The organism is Streptomyces flavidovirens DSM 40150 (assembly GCF_000429085.1).
Taxonomy (GTDB): domain Bacteria; phylum Actinomycetota; class Actinomycetes; order Streptomycetales; family Streptomycetaceae; genus Streptomyces; species Streptomyces flavidovirens.
Genome location: NZ_AUBE01000003.1, coordinates 56,942 through 73,512, shown reverse-complemented (window position 1 = coordinate 73,512; position 16,571 = coordinate 56,942). Strand labels below are relative to the sequence as shown.

Here is a 16,571-nt window from a genome sequence, read left to right as displayed (position 1 = left end):
GGGGAGCCCCCCCTCGTCACGTCTTCGTCTTGTAGCCCCGGCCCCACTGCAGGCCCCACCCGTACAGCCGGTCCAGTTCCGCCTGGAAGCCGTAGACGAATTTCACCTCCCGGCGCACCACCAGGTCGCCCTTGGCGTTCTCGACGGTGAAGACGGCACACGAGCGTGCCTGTGGGGCGTCCTCGTCCAGTTCGATCTCTATGCGTGGGCCGTTGCTCGGGAAGAGCGTCACCACGGCGTGTGTGCGGTCGAAGGCCGGCGTCTGGTCGTAGATGTAGACGAAGACGAGCAGCCGCTTTATCTCCTCGCGGTGGTCGAGGTTCACATAGATCGTCTCGCCCGACGGGGCGCCGAAACGGTCGTCGCCGCTGAGCTTGACGTACGGCGGCGCGTTCAGGCTCCCGAAGAAGCTTCCCAGCGGCTGTACGACGCCCTTGGTGCCGTCCACCAGCTCGTAGAGGCAGCCCAGGTCCAGGTCGACGTTGACCACGCCCTGCGTGTGCGCCTGTACCAGTTCCGGCTGGAAGAACGTGAACGGCCGGCGCAGCAGACTGCCACTGCGCCGTTGTTTGCCCCCGATGTCCGAAGTGCGCATCCGCCAGGAGAGGTTGACGCGCAGATTGCCGGTGGTCGCGCCCTGCTTGGTGAGCGAGACCGACGGGTTCCGCTTGGTCAGTTCGATCGCGTTGGCCGCGGCATTGCCGGACGCGAACTGCTCCGCGAACCTGTCCCGCCGCAGGCTGTCCCAGATAGCCATCCCACCCCCAGGTGTCTCGTGAGAGCTGCCCCGCACGGCAGCGGGGCGGCCCCGAGGCCGACGCCTCGTGACCGCCCCGCTCAGAGCGTTCCTCAATCCCTACGAGGTCACACCCCGGACGGGACCTCAGTCTTGTCCCCCGAGGCCGGCCCGTCGCCGCCCTCGGCGGCCGCGAGCGCCCTGTTGCGGCGAATCGAGGACCAGAACGAGGCGGCGATCAGGAAGACACCGACGAGACCGGTGATGAACTCGCTGATCTGGTGCTCGATGGTGATCAGCAGGATGGCCGCGAGCGCGCCGATCGCGTAGTGCGCGCCGTGCTCCAGGTAGACGTAGTCGTCGAGGGTGCCCTGGCGGACCAGGTAGACCGTCAGCGAACGTACGTACATCGCGCCGATACCGAGGCCGAGCGCCATCCAGAAGATGTGGTTCGTGATGGCGAAGGCACCGATGACACCGTCGAACGAGAACGAGGCGTCAAGGACTTCCAGGTAGAGGAAGAGGAAGAACGCGGCCTTGCCGGCCAGGCCGACGGCGGACACTTCCTTGCCCTCGACCTTGGCCTTCTCCTCCTCCTCGTGCTCGCGTTCCTCTTCTTCCTCGATCTTGTTCTCGAAGTGGCTGGAGAGACCACCGACGACGAGGTACGTGATCAGGCCGGCGACGCCGGAGAGCAGTACCGTGGCCGACTTGTCCTGGTATCCCGTGCTGGTGTGCGCGTGTGTCGCGAAGGTCATCGCCGTGAGGAGCAGGACGATGAGCGCGATGCAGACCGACAGCATGTCGACCTTGCCGAGCTTGGCCAGCGGGCGCTCCAGCCAGCCCAGCCACTTGATGTCCCGGTCCTCGAAGATGAAGTCCAGGAAGATCATGAGCAGGAACATCCCACCGAAGGCCGCGATCGCCGGGTGGGCGTCCGTGACCAGGGCTTCGTACTGCTGGGGCTTGTCCATCGCGAGCTGAATCGCCTCGATGGGGCCGACCTTGGCGCTGATCGCGACGATGGCGACCGGGAAGACCAGCCGCATACCGAAGACGGCGATCAGGATGCCGATCGTGAGGAAGATCTTCTGCCAGAAGGCATTCATCTTCTTCAGGATTCCGGCGTTGACGACGGCGTTGTCGAAGGACAGTGAGATTTCGAGGATCGACAGGATCAGTACGATCCCGAACGCCTCCCACCCCCACTGCCAGGCGGCGAAAGCCAGTCCGAGTGCCGTGACGGCAAACGACCAGCCGAAGGTTTTCAGAACCACTGGCTACCCCATCGTGTAAGTACGGGTCTCCCCCGCGCCGTGCGCGGCTTTACGAAACATTGACCCCGAAGTCTAGGGCGATGCCTCGCAGACCCGACGCATACCCCTGCCCAACGGCTCGGAACTTCCATTCGCCGCCGTACCGGTACACCTCTCCGAAGATCATCGCGGTCTCGCTGGAGGCGTCTTCGGAGAGGTCGTAACGGGCCAGTTCCTGACCGTCCGCCTGGTTCACCACCCGGATGAAGGCGTTGCTGACCTGGCCGAACGTCTGTCCGCGATTGTCGGCGTCATGGATCGAGACCGGAAAAATGATCTTGTCGCAGTTCTCGGGCACCAGGGTGAGGTCGATGATCATCGACTCGTCGTCGCCGTCGCCCTCACCGGTCAGGTTGTCGCCGGTGTGCTCGACCGAGCCCTCGGGGCTCTTGAGGTTGTTGTAGAAGACGAAGTACTCGTCGCCGAGCACCTGGCCGTTCTGGCACAGCAGCGCGCTGGCATCGAGGTCGAAGGGGGCTCCGGTGGTGGAGCGCGCATCCCAGCCGAGCCCGACCAGCACCTGGGTGAGGTTCGGTGCGGCCTTGGAGAGGGAGACATTGCCTCCCTTGGCGAGCGTGACGCCCATGATCTTGCTTCCTCCCCGCAGTACGGAATGAGTGGTGAGGCGCGTCCGGCGCCGCACACGCACGCGTGCGGCGCCGGACGGTGAAGGAGGGGCTCGCTCAGACGTTCACGCCGAAGTCCTGCGCGATGCCGCGCAGGCCCGAGGCGTAACCCTGGCCGATGGCCCGGAACTTCCACTCCGCCTGGTTGCGGTACAGCTCGCCGAAGACCATCGCGGTCTCGGTCGAGGCGTCCTCGCTCAGGTCGTAGCGCGCCAGCTCCGTGTTGTCGGCCTGGTTCACGACGCGGATGTACGCGTTGCGGACCTGGCCGAAGCTCTGCTGCCTCGCCTCGGCCTCGTAGATCGAGACCGGGAACACGATCTTGGCGACGTCGGCCGGGACACCGGCCAGGTTCACCTTGATGACCTCGTCGTCGCCCTCGCCCTCACCCGTGGTGTTGTCACCGGTGTGCTCGACGGAGCCGTCGGGGCTCTTGAGGTTGTTGAAGAAGACGAAGTTCGCGTCGTTGGTGACCTTGCCCTCAGCGTTGGTCAGCAGAGCGCTGGCGTCGAGGTCGAAGTCACCCCCGGTGGTGGTACGAGCATCCCAGCCGAGACCGACGATGACCGCGGTCAGGTTGGGGGCGGCCTTGGTCAGCGAGACGTTGCCGCCCTTGCTGAGGCTGACTCCCACGAGTCCTCCCATGAGTGTTGAGGGGCCGAGGGCCCCCCGTAATGCGCTGGCATCGGATCAACGAGTCGATCCTAGTGACCGGTTCCCGTACGCAGCATGCCCGGTGTCCCGATTTTCCGGGCGTTCGGCAACTCGCTCAGAGAGCGTCGAGCACCTTGAGGTAGTCGTTGAGGTCACGGGCGTCGGGCAGGCCGTTGACGACGGTCCAGCGCACCACGCCCTCCTTGTCGATGACGAAGGTGCCGCGCACCGCGCAGCCCTTGTCCTCGTCGAAGACGCCGTACGCCCGCGAGACCTCGCCGTGCGGCCAGAAGTCCGACAGCAGCGGGTACTCGAACCCCTCCTGCTCGGCGTAGACGCGCAGGGTGTGGATCGAGTCGGTGGAGACGGCGAGCAGCTGTACGTCGTCATTGACGAACTTCGGCAGTTCGTCGCGCAGAGCGCGCAGCTCGCCCGTACAGACACCGGTGAAGGCGAACGGGTAGAACAGCAGCACCACGTTCCTGGCGTCGCCGGGGATCCGGAACCGGGACAGTCGCACGGTCCGGCCGTGGTTGTCCTTCAGCTCGAAGTCCGGGGCCGGGGTGCCGACCTCGATCGCCATGGCTGCGTACCCCCTCATTGGGCCGTTTGTGTCCGGGCCAGCCTACGCACAGGGTCCCCGCCGACAGACGTCGGCGGGGACCCTGTTTCGCCTTGGGCGCAGCCTGCTCATGAGGAGTCTGCTCGGACGCGGCGGTGGCTCAGCGCTTGCCCTTGGGGGTCACCAGCCGGCCGGCGCTCCAGTCCTTGCCCGCGCTGAAGGTCTTGGTCTGGGACAGACCTGCCGTCTGGGCGGCCTCGCTGATGTCGCTGGGCTCGACGTAGCCGTCGCGGCCGGTCTTCGGGGTCAGCAGCAGTACGACGCCGCCTTCCTCGAGCAGACCAATGGCGTCCACCAGCGCGTCCGTAAGGTCGCCGTCCTCGTCACGGAACCAGAGAAGAACGACGTCAGCGACGTCGTCATAGTCCTCGTCGACGATTTCCTGGCCGGTGATCGCCTCAATGCCCTCACGGAGTTCCTGCTCGACGTCGTCGTCGTAGCCGATCTCCTGGACCACCTGTCCGGGCACGAACCCCAGGCGTACTGCCGGGTTGGTCCGCTCCTCCGCGTGGTCCGCGGTCGCGCTCACGGATTGCCTCCTGATCATGTTTTGGGGGATGCCTTCAGCCCACGCGCGTGCGTGGACGTTGGCCGTAGTCCACACGTGCGGGACCGATCGCGCAAGTACCCGGCCGTGGAGACAGCCGAAACGGTGACGGATGGGGCCGGTTCACCGCAACTCCAGACCCTGCCGGAGAGCGGTTCGGTGATCCATCCCACACCATTGCGACACCTTTGTAAGCCTACGCGGCTTCGGTGGGCCATTCAGTCCCGAACAGCCTTACGGAACACATAAACGCGTTGGGCGTAAGGTTGCGATTTGGCCGGACCCATCCTCGGGCTGACGCCGAGCCTCTCACCGAGTGGTGGTTACCCCTCGGTAGAGATGACGTTTGCGATTCCGGGGTACACGATGGAGGCGGCGCGACACCCCCAAAACCCAACCAGCGAAGGAACAGCGTGGCTTCCGGATCCGATCGTAATCCGATCATCATTGGCGGCCTTCCGAGCCAGGTCCCGGACTTCGATCCTGAAGAGACCCAGGAATGGCTCGACTCCCTCGACGCCGCCGTCGACGAGCGGGGCCGTGACCGCGCCCGCTACCTGATGCTGCGCCTCATCGAGCGCGCGCGCGAGAAGCGTGTGGCCGTCCCCGAGATGCGCAGCACGGACTACGTCAACACGATCGCCACCAAGGACGAGCCGTTCTTCCCCGGCAACGAGGAGATCGAGCGCAAGGTCCTCAACGCGACCCGCTGGAACGCGGCCGTGATGGTCTCGCGCGCGCAGCGTCCGGGGATCGGTGTGGGCGGCCACATCGCCACCTTCGCCTCTTCCGCCTCGCTGTACGACGTGGGCTTCAACCACTTCTTCCGCGGCAAGGACGAGGGCGACGGCGGCGACCAGATCTTCTTCCAGGGGCACGCGTCCCCCGGTATCTACGCCCGCGCGTTCCTGCTTGACCGGCTGAGCGAGCAGCAGCTCGACGCCTTCCGCCAGGAGAAGTCGAAGGCCCCCTACGGCCTGTCGTCGTACCCGCACCCGCGGCTCATGCCGGACTTCTGGGAGTTCCCGACCGTCTCGATGGGCCTCGGCCCCCTCGGCGCGATCTACCAGGCGCGGATGAACCGCTACATGGAGGCGCGCGGTATCGCCGACACCTCCAAGTCGCATGTCTGGGCGTACCTCGGCGACGGCGAGATGGACGAGCCCGAGTCGCTCGGCCAGCTGTCCATCGCCGCCCGTGAGGGCCTGGACAACCTGACCTTCGTCGTCAACTGCAACCTCCAGCGCCTCGACGGCCCGGTGCGCGGCAACGGCAAGGTCATCCAGGAGCTGGAGTCGCAGTTCCGCGGCGCCGGCTGGAACGTGATCAAGCTGGTCTGGGACCGGAGCTGGGACCCGCTGCTCGCCCAGGACCGCGACGGTGTGCTGGTCAACAAGCTCAACACGACGCCCGACGGTCAGTTCCAGACGTACGCGACGGAGACGGGCGCGTACATCCGCAACCACTTCTTCGGCGGTGACCACCGGCTGCGCGCCATGGTCGAGAACATGACCGACGACCAGATCCTGCACCTGGGCCGCGGCGGTCACGACCACAAGAAGGTGTACGCGGCGTACGCGGCGGCCAAGGCGCACAAGGGCCAGCCGACGGTGATCCTCGCCCAGACCGTCAAGGGCTGGACGCTGGGGCCGAACTTCGAGGGCCGCAACGCGACCCACCAGATGAAGAAGCTGACGGTCGAGGACCTGAAGCGCTTCCGCGACCGGCTGCACATCCCGATCACGGACAAGCAGCTGGACGAGGGCTACCCGCCGTACTACCACCCGGGCCGTCAGTCCGAGGAGATCCAGTACATGCACGACCGGCGCAACGCGCTGGGCGGGTACGTACCGACGCGTGTCGTACGGGCGAAGCCGCTGCCGCTGCCGGCCGAGAAGACGTACGCGGCTGCGAAGAAGGGGTCCGGTCAGCAGTCGATCGCCACGACGATGGCGTTCGTGCGCGTACTGAAGGACCTCATGCGGGACAAGGAGATCGGCAAGCGTTTCGTGCTGATCGCGCCCGACGAGTACCGCACCTTCGGTATGGACGCGTTCTTCCCGAGTGCGAAGATCTACAACCCGCTCGGTCAGCAGTACGAGGCGGTGGACCGCGATCTGCTGCTCGCGTACAAGGAGTCGCCGACCGGGCAGATGCTGCACGACGGCATCTCCGAGGCGGGCTGCACTGCGTCGCTGATCGCGGCGGGTTCGGCGTACGCGACGCACGGCGAGCCGCTGATCCCGGTGTACGTCTTCTACTCGATGTTCGGGTTCCAGCGGACCGGTGACCAGTTCTGGCAGATGGCCGATCAGCTCGCGCGCGGATTCGTCCTGGGCGCGACCGCCGGCCGTACGACGCTGACCGGTGAGGGTCTCCAGCACGCGGACGGCCACTCGCAGCTGCTCGCCTCGACGAACCCGGGCTGTGTGTCGTACGACCCGGCGTTCGGGTACGAGATCGCGCACATCGTGCAGGACGGTCTGAAGCGGATGTACGGCGACAACGCCGAGGACATCTTCTACTACCTGACCGTCTACAACGAGCCGATCCAGCACCCGGCGGAGCCCGAGAACGTCGACGCCGAAGGCATCCTCAAGGGCATCTACCGCTTCAAGGAGGGCGAGAAGGGCGCGGTTCCGGCCCAGATCATGGCCTCCGGTGTGGCGGTGCCGTGGGCGGTCGAGGCTCAGCGGATCCTCGCCGAGGAGTGGAACGTCAAGGCCGACGTGTGGTCCGCGACGTCCTGGAACGAGCTGCGCCGCGACGCCGTCTCGGTGGAGGAGTACAACCTGCTCCACCCGGAGGAGGAGCTGCGCGTCCCGTACGTGACGCAGAAGCTCTCCGGCGCGGAGGGCCCGTTCGTGGCGGTTTCCGACTGGATGCGTTCGGTTCCGGACCAGATCTCCCGCTGGGTGCCGGGTACGTACACCTCGCTCGGCGCGGACGGCTTCGGCTTCGCGGACACGCGGGGGGCGGCCCGCCGCTACTTCCACATCGACGCGCAGTCGATCGTCCTGGCGGTGCTCACCGAGCTCGCCAAGGAGGGGAAGATCGACCGCTCGGCGCTGAAGCAGGCGGTCGACCGCTACCAGCTGCTCGACGTGACGGCGGCCGATCCCGGTGCGGCCGGGGGCGACGCGTAACAGCTCTGTCCGTGCGAAGGGCGGTGAGACCCGAGCGTCTCACCGCCCTTCGGCGTTCCCTACGATGCGGGCATGACGGTGCAGACGGCGCAGATCCGGTGGGAACAGCGCACACAGGGACTCCTGCTGGGGCTGGCGGGGGTCTTCGCCCTCGCGTACGCGGTCCCGATCGTGGCGCCCGACGCCCACGGCGCGGTGCGCGAGGTCTGCTGGGTGACCGAGTGGGTGGTGTGGGGCGCGTTCGCCCTGGACTACGTCGTACGGCTGGCGCTGTCGCCCAGCAAGCGGCTGTTCGTCCGCAGCCATCCGCTGGACCTGCTCGCGGTGATCCTGCCGCTGCTGCGGCCCCTCCAGCTTCTGCGGCTCGTCTCCACGCTGCTGCTGGTCGGCAGGCGGGCCCGGATGGCACCCCAGATTCAGCTCACGACGTACGTCGGGGGCGCGGTCGTCGGCCTGCTGATGTTCGGGTCGCTGGCCGTGCTGGAGGTCGAGCGGGACTCCCCCGACGGGAACATCAAGACACTGGGTGACGCCGTGTGGTGGTCATTCACCACGATGACGACGGTGGGGTACGGCGACCACTCGCCGACGACCGGGCTCGGGCGCGTGCTGGCGGTGGGCCTGATGCTCTCGGGGATCGCGCTGCTCGGTGTGGTGACCGCGAACATCGCGGCCTGGTTCATCTCCCGCTTCGACCGGGACGACATCGAGGAACGCCGGCAGACGGCGGCGATCGAGCTGCTCACGGCGGAGGTGCGGGCCCTGCGGGCGCAGGTCTCGGAGCTGACGTCGGGGGCACCGGTCCCGGCGCACGGCACGGGTGAGGGGCCGCCCGTGCGGGCGGCCCCCTCGCCGCGGCGTTCGGAGCAGGCGCGTCAGATCGACATGCCGTAGACGGCGCCGCCGCCTACCAGCGCGACGACTGCGAGGACGGTGATGATCAGGCCGAGTACGAAGCCGATCACGGCGGGCACGTTGCCGGTGTTGAAGCGCTTGCCCATGGCGATCCAGCCGGTGATCAGCGCGATCGGACCGAGGACGATGCCGAAGGTGAAGAAGCCGACGATGCCGCAGATGAGCGAGACCCAGCTGAGGGTGCTGGTGTTGGACGGACTGTGTGCGCGGCTGTTGCTCGCCATGGTCACTCCCTAGGTCGTGCCCTGGAATTCGTGTGATCCGGGCTTGACCACCAGTTGCCCCGCTTTCCGGCGCTCATCCCCCTCAGTTCTCCCAGATTTTGAAGGCCCGCACGCGGTACGGCGACCGGGGCACCCAGGTCCCGCCGCCCGGATAGGTCTCGAACTCGCCGGTCTCCGCGCACTCCGCGGACTGATACGTCGTCACCGGCCGGCCGGTGCGGTTGGCGAGGGCCTGGGCGTCCGTGCCGGGCGGGAGCGGGACGCAGCTCTCGATGTCGAGGCCGGACAGCTCGTGGGCCTGGCGACCGCCCTTGAAGTCCGGCTTGGACCAAAGGCAGAGCTCGCCGGCCGAGCAGGCCCCGAGGCGCGGCGGCCCGGCGTGGGCCGGCTGCGGCAGCAGTGCGGTGACGGCAAGGGCGCCGGCCGCGAGGACGGTCGTGGTCGTCGTACGCATCATCGGAATCAATCCCCCGTGTGTCGCGTTCAGTTGGCCCCCACCCTGAGCTGCGGGAGCGCCGCGACGGAAGGTGCCCGGTGCTGTTCCACCCGGATGGGCGACAGCCCCGCCGGACGGGTCCGGTGGGGCTGTCGTACGTACCGGGTTGACGTCAGATGTGGGCGCCGCCCGCGCCCGCGTCCGCGTTCTCGCCGCGCTTCGTCAGGGTGGCGACGAGCGCCGCCACGACCGCGACGATGCCGGCGACGGTGAAGGCGAGGTGCATGCCCGACACGAAAGTGTCATGGATGACGCCACCGATCTTGTCGATCATGGGCTGTTGCAGGCCTGCCTCGGCCAGTTCCTTCGTCGGCACGGCGGCAAACTCGGCCGCCTCTTCCAGCTTGGGGTCCGCCGGGATCGGGATCCCCGCTTCCTTCCAGTTGCCCGCGAAGTCGGCGCTGACCTTCGAGGACATGATCGCGCCGAGGACCGCGGTGCCGAGCGCGCCACCGACCTGCATGGCGGCCTGCTGGAGACCGCCGGCGACACCGGAGAGCTCCATGGGGGCGTTGCCGACGATGACCTCGGTGGCGCCGACCATGACCGGCGCGAGGCCGAGGCCCAGGAGGCCGAACCACAGCGACATCATGACGGTGCTGGTGCCGGCCGTGAGCGTCGTCATGCCGAACATGGCGGTCGCGGTGGCGACCATGCCGCCGACCAGGGGGACCCGCGGGCCGAACTTGGTGATGAGCATACCCGCGAGGGGCGAGGAGACGATCATCATGCCGGTCAGCGGTAGCAGGTGCAGACCGCTGTCGACCGGGCTCATGCCGTGCACGCCCTGGAGGAAGAACGTTACGAAGAACAGGCCGCCCATGAAGGCGATGGCCATGAGGACCATGAGGACGACACCCTCGGAGAGCGGGACGGACCGGAACATGGCCAGCGGGATGAGCGGTTCCTTGACCTTCGTCTCCCACACGGCGAAGACCGCGAAGAGGACGACGGAAGCGCCCAGCCAGGCCCAGGTGCTGGGGCTGTCCCAGCCCCACTCGCCGGCCTTGATGATGCCCCAGACCATGGCGAACATCGCGCCGGAGAGCAGCACGATGCCGGGGATGTCGAACGAGCGCGGGGCGTTTTCCGCGCGGTGGTCCTTGAGGATCACCAGGCCGAAGACCAGCGCGACGATTCCGACGGGCACGTTGATGAAGAACACGGACTGCCAGTTGACGTGCTCGACGAGCAGACCGCCGACGATCGGGCCACCGGCGGTGGACGCGCCGATGACCATGCCCCAGATGCCGATGGCCATGTTCAGCTTCTCGGCCGGGAAGGTGGCGCGCAGCAGGCCCAGCGCGGCCGGCATCAGGAGCGCGCCGAACAGTCCCTGGAGTACCCGGAAGGCGATGACCAGGGATATCTCGCTGGAGAGGCCGATGGCGCCGGAGGCGAGAGCGAAGCCGGCGATGCCTATCAGAAAGGTCTGGCGGTGGCCGAAGCGGTCGCCGAGCTTGCCCGCGGTGATCAGGGCGACGGCAAGGGCCAGGAGGTAGCCGTTAGTGATCCACTGGACGTCGGCGAGCGAGGCGCCGAGGTCCTTCTGGATGGCGGGGTTGGCGATCGCGACGATCGTGCCGTCGAGCGCGACCATCATCACGCCGATGGCAACTGCGACGAGCGTCAGCCAGGGGTGGCCACGGAGCCCCTTGGTCTGCGCGGGCGCGGGATCCTGCGGCGGCGGCGCCTTGTCGATGGTGGTCTGACTAGTCATGCCAAGAGGCTAATGACAGCCGCTGACAGTTGACAAACGAATTCACTAGCCGGTAACTGTCACGTAGCTCACAGGTATTCTGAGCTGGACAAACGGCGAAGAGGCGCACCTACGAATGACCGACCAGCAAGTGGCCACCGAGCCGACGACGACGGGACTGCGCGAGCGCAAGAAGCAGCGCACGCGCGACGCCTTGCTGCGGGTCGCGCTCGAACTGTTCACCACGCAGGGGTACGAGCACACGACCGTCGACGAGATCGCCGACGCCGTCGAGGTCTCCCAGCGGACCTTCTTCCGTTACTTCGCCAGCAAGGAGGAAGTCGCCTTCGCCGTCCAGGAGATGGTGGAGTCGCACTTCGTGGCGGAGTTGCGCGCGCGCCCCGCGCGGGAGCGGCCGTTCGCCGCCATGCGCAACGCGGTCCTCGTCTCGTGGGACACCATCGGCGAGGCGATCGAAGCCCTCGTACCGGTCGAACTGCACATGCGCACCTACCTGATGATCGAGTCGACGCCCGCCCTGCTCGCCGCCCATCTGCGCCGCTCCACCGAGCTGGAGGAGCGGACCGCCCGGATCATCGCCGACCGCGAGGGGCTCGACCTGGACGCCGACCCGCGGCCGCGTATCGCCGTCGCGGCGTTCCACGGCGTCATGCGGGTGACGGGGCGGCTGTGGGGGCAGGGCGAGGACACCAGCATGGAGTCGATCAGAACGCTGACCGCGCTCTACCTGGACCACCTGGAACCGGCGCTCGCAGCGGACTGGCGCGCCCCCGCGCGTACGCCGGACACGCCGGGCGTACACGAAGCGTGACGGAGCCTCAGCCATTTCCGGGCTGAAACGTGATGTGCGTCACGGATTTCGCGGGGAGCCCCGAGCTTCTCCTAGGGTGGCCAGCAGTGACTTCCTTCGACTCCTCCCCCACCCTCAACGCATGGCGCGCGCTGCTCGCTCTCGCCGTGGTGTTCGTCCTGCTGGCCACCACGGGCTGGACCGCGATACGCCACCACAAGGGCGATCCCGACCTCCGCACGGCGTCGTTGGCCGCCTGGGCGCGGGACGGCATCGACGGGCGCGCACTGCCGGAGATCACCTCCGCGCCCGACCGGCTCTCCCGCTTCTTCGCCGGCCTCACCGCCTCCCAGCGCACCCGCCTCGTCGACCGCTACCCGCTGGTCGTCGGCAACCTGAACGGCGTCCCGCTCACCCTGCGCTACCGGGCCAACCACCTGGCTCTGGCCCGGGCGCGCGGGGTCGAGCGGGAGCGTACGCAGGACGAACGGCTCACCCCCGCGGGCCGGCATACGGCGGAGCGCAGGATGCGGCGCTTCGAGTCGCTGATGGGCGAGGGGCGGCAGATCCTCGCCTTCAACCCCGTCGGCTCGGGTCAGGTCGCCGAGGTATTCGGTGACCTCGGGCGCGCCGAGCGGGTCTCGGTCGTCGTTCCCGGTGTCGACACCAATGTGGTCAACTTCGAGCGGACCCGCCGGAAGTACACCGCGCCGGTCGGCATGGCGAAGTCGCTGTACGCCGCCGAGCGCGCCGCGTCGCCCCGTACCCGTACCGCCGTCATCGCCTGGGCGGACTACACCTCGCCCGTCGGCGTCGGCATGGACGCGGCCATCGGGCGGCTGGCCAGGGACGGTTCGAAGCGGCTCGACGCCCTCGTGCGCGCCCTGCCCGGCGACTCGAAGGTGTCGCTCTTCTGCCACAGCTACGGCTCGGTGGTGTGCGGCGTCGCCGCCCCCGCGCTGCCGCCCAGGGTCTCGGACATCGCGGTCGCCGGCAGTCCCGGCATGCGGGTCGAGAGCGCGGCGGAACTGCGCACCGGGGCGCGGGTGTGGGCCACACGGGACCGCGACGACTGGATCCAGGACGTGCCGTACCTGGAGGTCGGCGGGCTCGGCCATGGCGCGGATCCGGTGACGCCGGAATTCGGGGCGCGGGTCTTCTCGGCGAGCGGTGCGGTGGGGCACGCGGGCTATTTCGAGCCGGGGACAGAAAGCCTCAGCAACTTCGCGGGGATAGGCGTCGGCTCGTACTCAGCGGTGAGCTGCGCGGGCGACGGCGACGCCTGCCGGAGTGGAATTTCCGGCGCGGAAGCGAACTGACGCGCGTAGAACCTCGTGGCGACCGGAGTTCGGCCGGAGCATAGCCGGAACACCGTGCCCGGCACCGAGGGGCGACGCGCGGGCGCGCGCCGCATACGATGAACCGCATGGGTGATGTGCTGGCCGGAATTCATGCCACCTGGGAGTTCGAAAGCGACTCCGTGCTCATCCGCTTCGAACGGGGGATCCGCACGCCGAAGCTGTTCCAGGCGCTCGGCGAAAGACGCATCCCGCACGAGGCGCTGGCGTCGGTGACTCTGGCGCCGGGAAAGCGCGGCACAGTCGTTCTGCACGCGATCCCAAGACCCGGCGCCGACCCGCTGATGGAGGCCGCGGCCGGTCAGCTGCGGGACGGCTCCGACCCGTACCGGCTGGTGCTGCCCGCCGAGCGGGAGACCCTCGCGGAGTACTACGGCGACGAGCTGCGCGCCCTGCTGACCCCCGAGGCGAAGGGGCCCGCCGAGAAGTTCCTGGTGGCCGCCCCGCAGGCGCCGCTGCACTTCAAGGCGTACGACGGCAAGGCGTCCTTCGACGGGTCGCGGGTTTCCTTCCGCTGGTTCTGGACGGGGGCGTCCTCCGCCAAGTGGAAGGCGGGCGACCAGAATTTCCACATCCAGGAGCTGAACGGCGTCGAGTGGCGCTCCCCCGACGTCTTCGACGGGTACCTGCGGCTGCTGCGGCGCGACAACGGCGCGGGGGGCCTGACCGCGTTCCCGCCGCCGCGTCAGTCGGCCCAGGCCGACCAGGATCCGGCGGCCGTCGTCTTCGGGCTCGGGTACGGGCCGGTGCACGAGTCCCTGCCGTTCGCGGCGGCGGTACTCGGTGCGGTACGCACGGGGAGCGCGGCCCCGCCGGACCCGGCGCCGGCCCATCCCGTGCCGGTGCCCGTCGCTGCGCGGCGCGACCCCGCCGACATCGCCGAGCGGATACGCCACCTCGGTGACCTGCGCGAGGCGGGCCTGGTCACGGACGAGGAGTTCACCGCGAAGAAGGCGGAGCTGCTGGCGGAGCTTTAGGCAGGGACCGAGGCGCGCGGCCGGGGTCGGGCGGCCCTGCGGGGCTGTGCCCCTCCCCGCCCCTTCCCGAAACCGGGGCTCTGCCCCGGACCCCGGTCCTCAAACGCCGGACGGGCTGAATTGCGTGGCTCACGGGGCGGGTTCATGGCCCGCACGGGCCCGTCACACCCGGCACCGGCTCCGTCCGGCACCCCCGACGGGCTGAATTGCGCGGCGCACGGGGCGGGTTCATGATCGCCGCCCTGCCCGCGCGGCGTGTCGTACCTGGGTATGACGTCGGGGTCCGGACCGCGGTATGACGCCCGTGCGGCGGTCTGCTGTCTACGCTGGCCGGGACATGACCGAAACTTCCGCTCCCCCGGCCCCGCCGCAGCCCCCCGCCGACGGTCTCATCAGCGCCGGGCGGCGCAATCTGCGGGCTCTCGGGTACGCCGTCACGCACCCCTCCCACGCGCCGACGCCCCTGTTCGCCGACGCCCCGAAGCGGTGGCAGCGGTTGGTGCCGTACGCCGTGGTGATCGCCCTCGTCGCCACCTTCCTCCCCGTCACGATCAACGTCCTCACCACCGCCTACGGCGTTCCCGGCGGGCTCGCCGGGGCCGTTGCCGCCGCCCAGACCGTTCCGCTGCTGATGATCGCCCACCGGCCGCTCCAGGCCTGGTGGATCATCCTGCCCGCCGATGTCGTCGGCGGACTGTTCGTCCTCGACGGGCTCGGCAGGGGGGAGCCCTGGCCGTGGACCCCGCCCGTCATCGTCGCGTACCTGTTCCTCATGCTCGCGCTGGCCCTTCGCGAGACGCGCCAGGCCCTCATCGGGGTCTGGATCGTCACCGGCGCGGCCGGTCTCGTTCTCGGCCAGCTCTTCCCCGAGGAGAGCAACGGTACGAATGTCCTGCTGATCGTGCTCAGCGCGGTGGTCCTCGTGATCGGCGGCGCGCTGCACGAGCGCGGTGAGGCGCAGCGGCGACTCGTCGAGCAGGAGACCATCAGCGTGGCCGAGCGGGCCCGCCGTACGCTGCTCGAAGAACGCACCCGTATCGCCCGCGAACTGCACGACGTCGTCGCCCACCACATGTCGGTCATCACCGTCCAGGCGGACTCCGCGCCGTACCGCGTCGGTGGTCTCTCGCCCGAGGCGCGGGAGGAGTTCGCCTCCATCGCCGCGAGCGCGCGGGAGTCGCTGACCGAGATGCGGCGCCTCCTGTCGGTGCTGCGCAGCGAGGACGCGACCGGCGAGCGCGCCCCGCAGCCCGGCCTCGACCGGCTCCAGCAGCTCGTCGAAGCGACGGTACGGGCCGGGGTGCCGGCCGAGCTGTCCCTCGGCGCGGACCTCGCCGGCCCGGCTCAACTGCCGCAGTCCATCGACCTTTCGGCCTTCCGGATCGTGCAGGAGGCCCTGGCGAACGTCGTGCGGCACGCACCCGGCGCCACGACCCGGGTCTCGGTCTCCTCCGACGGCACGGACCTGACCGTGCTCGTCGTCAACGGGCCTCCCGCCGGGCCGCCGTCACCCGTGGAGGCGAGCGGGGCGGGCGGACACGGCCTGGTCGGGATGCGTGAACGCGTACGGTTGACCGGCGGCACGCTCGACACCGGCCCGCTGCCCGACGGCGGCTTCCGGGTCGCCGCCCGGCTACCCATCGGCGCGAAGGACTCCACCTCCCCATGACCATCCCCATCCGCGTGATCATCGTCGACGACCAGGCCATGGTGCGGGCGGGGTTCGCCGCACTGCTGTCGGCGCAGAGCGACATCGACGTGGTGGGCGAGGCGCCGGACGGGCGGCAGGGGGTCGAGGTCAGCCGGTCCGCGCACCCCGACGTGGTGCTCATGGACGTACGGATGCCGGAGATGGACGGGCTCGCGGCGGCGCGCGAGCTCCTGGACCCGCCGGCCGGGGTCGTCCACCGGCCGAAGGTCCTGATGCTCACGACGTTCGACGTCGACGACTATGTGTACGAGGCGCTGCGCGCCGGGGCGTCCGGATTCCTGCTGAAGGACGCACCGCCGGCCGACCTGATCTCGGCGGTGCGGGTGGTGGCGGCCGGAGAGGCGCTGCTGGCACCGTCGGTGACACGGCGTCTGATCGCGGACTTCGCGCGGCAGCGGCCCGCTCCCCGGAAGGACCCGTCGCTGCGGCTCAACGGGCTTACGCCGCGCGAGACGGAGGTCCTGGAGCTGATCGCCCGAGGGTTGTCCAACCAGGAGATCGCGGGGCGGCTGGTCCTTGCCGAGCAGACGGTGAAGACGCACATCGGCCGCATCCTGGCCAAACTGGGCCTGCGCGACCGCGCGCAAGCGGTGATCTTCGCGTACGAGTCGGGGCTGGTTTCGCCGGGGTCGTGACGGGGGTTCGCGACTGGGGTTCGTGACGGGGATCCGTGACGGGGGTTCGATCCCCGTACCCGTCATACCTCAGTAGCGCCCCCGACTTGGCTCTCCGG

General features: G+C 68.9%; 16 protein-coding genes. 7 read left to right on the top strand and 9 right to left on the bottom strand.

Annotated features, from left to right (window positions below; genetic code table 11):
* Nucleotides 1-16: 16 nt before the first annotated feature.
* The 6 genes from G412_RS0105560 to G412_RS0105535 all read right to left on the bottom strand — a co-directional run bounded on the left by G412_RS0105560 (nt 17) and on the right by G412_RS0105535 (nt 4,483).
* Nucleotides 17-757: a TerD family protein gene (locus G412_RS0105560; RefSeq protein ID WP_028811196.1), complete on the bottom strand. Its 741-nt coding sequence runs from the start codon at nt 755-757 to the stop codon at nt 17-19.
* A gap of 107 nt (nt 758-864) precedes the next feature.
* On the bottom strand, nt 865-2,013 hold the full coding sequence (locus G412_RS0105555) for a DUF475 domain-containing protein (protein WP_028811195.1): 1,149 nt from the start codon (nt 2,011-2,013) through the stop codon (nt 865-867).
* A gap of 49 nt (nt 2,014-2,062) precedes the next feature.
* Nucleotides 2,063-2,638, bottom strand: coding sequence for a TerD family protein (locus tag G412_RS0105550; protein ID WP_028811194.1), 576 nt, complete (start codon nt 2,636-2,638; stop codon nt 2,063-2,065).
* Nucleotides 2,639-2,735: 97 nt separating this feature from the next.
* Nucleotides 2,736-3,311, bottom strand: coding sequence for a TerD family protein (locus G412_RS0105545; RefSeq protein ID WP_028811193.1), 576 nt, complete (start codon nt 3,309-3,311; stop codon nt 2,736-2,738).
* Nucleotides 3,312-3,447: 136 nt separating this feature from the next.
* Nucleotides 3,448-3,915: a peroxiredoxin gene (locus G412_RS0105540; RefSeq protein WP_028811192.1), complete on the bottom strand. Its 468-nt coding sequence runs from the start codon at nt 3,913-3,915 to the stop codon at nt 3,448-3,450.
* A 139-nt stretch (nt 3,916-4,054) separates the two neighbouring features.
* Nucleotides 4,055-4,483 (bottom strand): DUF3052 domain-containing protein, encoded by a 429-nt coding sequence (locus tag G412_RS0105535; protein WP_028811191.1) that lies wholly within the window; start codon nt 4,481-4,483, stop codon nt 4,055-4,057.
* Between the two features lie 431 nt (nt 4,484-4,914).
* On the opposite strand from G412_RS0105535, the gene aceE reads away from it, so the two are divergent.
* Together aceE and G412_RS33425 are read left to right on the top strand one after the other, a co-directional pair.
* Nucleotides 4,915-7,647 carry a pyruvate dehydrogenase (acetyl-transferring), homodimeric type gene (aceE, locus tag G412_RS0105530; protein ID WP_028811190.1) on the top strand — a complete coding sequence of 911 codons (2,733 nt, stop codon included), beginning with the start codon at nt 4,915-4,917 and terminating at the stop codon, nt 7,645-7,647.
* Nucleotides 7,648-7,719: 72 nt separating this feature from the next.
* Nucleotides 7,720-8,541, top strand: coding sequence for a potassium channel family protein (locus G412_RS33425; RefSeq protein ID WP_051338161.1), 822 nt, complete (start codon nt 7,720-7,722; stop codon nt 8,539-8,541).
* Here G412_RS33425 and G412_RS0105520 read toward each other — a convergent pair.
* The 3 genes from G412_RS0105520 to G412_RS0105510 all read right to left on the bottom strand — a co-directional run bounded on the left by G412_RS0105520 (nt 8,523) and on the right by G412_RS0105510 (nt 11,002).
* Nucleotides 8,523-8,786: a hypothetical protein gene (locus tag G412_RS0105520; protein WP_037647849.1), complete on the bottom strand. Its 264-nt coding sequence runs from the start codon at nt 8,784-8,786 to the stop codon at nt 8,523-8,525. The two genes, G412_RS33425 and G412_RS0105520, sit on opposite strands and share 19 nt — an antisense overlap.
* 82 nt (nt 8,787-8,868) lie before the next feature.
* Nucleotides 8,869-9,240, bottom strand: a complete 372-nt coding sequence (locus G412_RS0105515) for a peptidase inhibitor family I36 protein (RefSeq protein WP_028811188.1) — start codon at nt 9,238-9,240, stop codon at nt 8,869-8,871.
* 154 nt (nt 9,241-9,394) lie between these two features.
* Complete coding sequence (locus G412_RS0105510) at nt 9,395-11,002, bottom strand: MFS transporter (protein WP_028811187.1); 1,608 nt, start codon at nt 11,000-11,002, stop codon at nt 9,395-9,397.
* Nucleotides 11,003-11,117: 115 nt separating this feature from the next.
* Between G412_RS0105510 and G412_RS0105505 the strand changes: the two genes are divergently transcribed.
* From G412_RS0105505 to G412_RS0105485, 5 genes are all read left to right on the top strand, one after another.
* Entirely contained in the window at nt 11,118-11,813 is a 696-nt protein-coding gene (locus G412_RS0105505; RefSeq protein ID WP_028811186.1) for a TetR/AcrR family transcriptional regulator, read from the top strand.
* A gap of 86 nt (nt 11,814-11,899) precedes the next feature.
* Nucleotides 11,900-13,111, top strand: coding sequence for an alpha/beta hydrolase (locus G412_RS0105500; protein ID WP_028811185.1), 1,212 nt, complete (start codon nt 11,900-11,902; stop codon nt 13,109-13,111).
* Between the two features lie 107 nt (nt 13,112-13,218).
* Nucleotides 13,219-14,127, top strand: coding sequence for a DUF4429 domain-containing protein (locus G412_RS0105495; RefSeq protein ID WP_028811184.1), 909 nt, complete (start codon nt 13,219-13,221; stop codon nt 14,125-14,127).
* Nucleotides 14,128-14,422: 295 nt separating this feature from the next.
* The gene (locus G412_RS0105490) at nt 14,423-15,796 is read left to right on the top strand and encodes a sensor histidine kinase (protein ID WP_037647847.1); all 1,374 of its coding nucleotides are present in this window, start codon (nt 14,423-14,425) and stop codon (nt 15,794-15,796) included.
* A gap of 2 nt (nt 15,797-15,798) precedes the next feature.
* Nucleotides 15,799-16,473: a response regulator gene (locus G412_RS0105485; protein WP_028811182.1), complete on the top strand. Its 675-nt coding sequence runs from the start codon at nt 15,799-15,801 to the stop codon at nt 16,471-16,473.
* The last annotated feature ends 98 nt before the right edge of the window (nt 16,474-16,571 follow it).